Genomic DNA, 1,249 nt, shown 5'->3' on the forward strand with positions numbered 1-1,249 from the left:
CCCGCCCGCCGTCTTCACCCCCCTGTCACGGCGCCGCGCGCACCACGCGCCCGACCGTCCGGGGGTCTGCGTACCACGTGCTCGACAAGGAGGCTGTCCATGTCCGCGTCCGTTTCCGTACCCCGGGTCGGCGTCTGGCTGATCGGGGCTCGCGGTTCCGTCGCCACGACGGTCGTCGCGGGTTGCGCCGCCCTGACCGCGGGGCTGCACCCACCGACAGGCCTGGTCACCGAGACACCCCCCTTCACCGACAGCGGCCTGCCCGCTCTGCGGGGACGTGATGCTGCGGGTGGCTCCGGCGGGCTCGGGGAGAGCTTGCCCGGACATGACTCCGCCGGTCGCTCCGGGGAGCAGCGGTGAGGGCGAGGGGAACGACGGCGCCGCTCGGGCCGATCGAGGGCGCCGACGGAACGTCACCCCAGCCCACCGCGCTCCTGCCCCTGGGGACTGCACACCCCACGGCGCTACAGGGCACTGCCCGCCGAGCCGGTCGCACCGACCGCGCCCGCGCCTGGGTCGAACTCCTGCGGCTCCCGGCCCTGTTCACCGTGCCCGGTGACGCCCTCGCCGGCGTGGCCGCGGCCTCCGCCCGCCCCACCCCCCGCACCTTCCTCGCCATCGCCTCCTCCCTCTGCCTCTACGAGGCCGGCATGGCCCTCAACGACTGGGCCGACCGCGAGGTGGACGCCGTGGAACGCCCCCACCGCCCCCTCCCGTCCGGCCGCATCCACCCCACGGCAGCCCTCGGCGCGGCCTGCGCCCTCACCGGCGCGGGCCTCTCCCTCGCGGCCTGCGCGGGCCGCCCCGCACTCGCCGTCGCGGCACCCCTGGCGGCCACCGTGTGGGCGTACGACCTGGCCCTGAAGAACACACCGCTCGGCCCGGTCGCGATGGCAACGGCCCGCGGCCTGGACCTGCTGCTGGGAGCGGCGGCGACGGCCGGGGGAGGGGCGGCGGCGCGCAGGAGGCGCGGCGGTGATGCCGGGCGGGTGGTCGGAGTCGGCGACGGGAGCCGAGTGGTCGGTGCGGGCGATGTGAGCCTGACAGCCGGTGCGGGCGAGGTGAGTCGGATGCTCGGAGCCGGCGGCCTGAGCCGCACGGTCGGTACCGGCCGCCGGAGCCGGATGGTCGGACCGGTCGGCATCGGCCGCGTGAGCCGGTCGGTCGGAGCGGTAGGCATCGGCGGCATGGGGCGGGTGATCGGAGCGGTCCGACCGGGCCGGCAGGCCCGCCCGGTCGGCACCCACGC

Annotated in this window: 1 protein-coding gene and 1 pseudogene; both read left to right on the plus strand. The window is 77.1% G+C overall.

The features are described 5' to 3' along the window. Positions 1-99: 99 nt before the first annotated feature. A pseudogene (locus tag ACFULQ_RS49130) lies at positions 100-270 on the plus strand (inositol-3-phosphate synthase); the annotation flags it as partial. A gap of 170 nt (positions 271-440) precedes the next feature. Further along, a partial coding sequence (locus ACFULQ_RS49135; RefSeq protein WP_383558370.1) for a UbiA family prenyltransferase occupies positions 441-1,249 on the plus strand: 809 nt, incomplete at its 3' end.

This window comes from Streptomyces sp. NPDC057253 (genome assembly GCF_042669125.1).
In the GTDB taxonomy this organism is placed as follows: Bacteria; Actinomycetota; Actinomycetes; order Streptomycetales; family Streptomycetaceae; genus Streptomyces.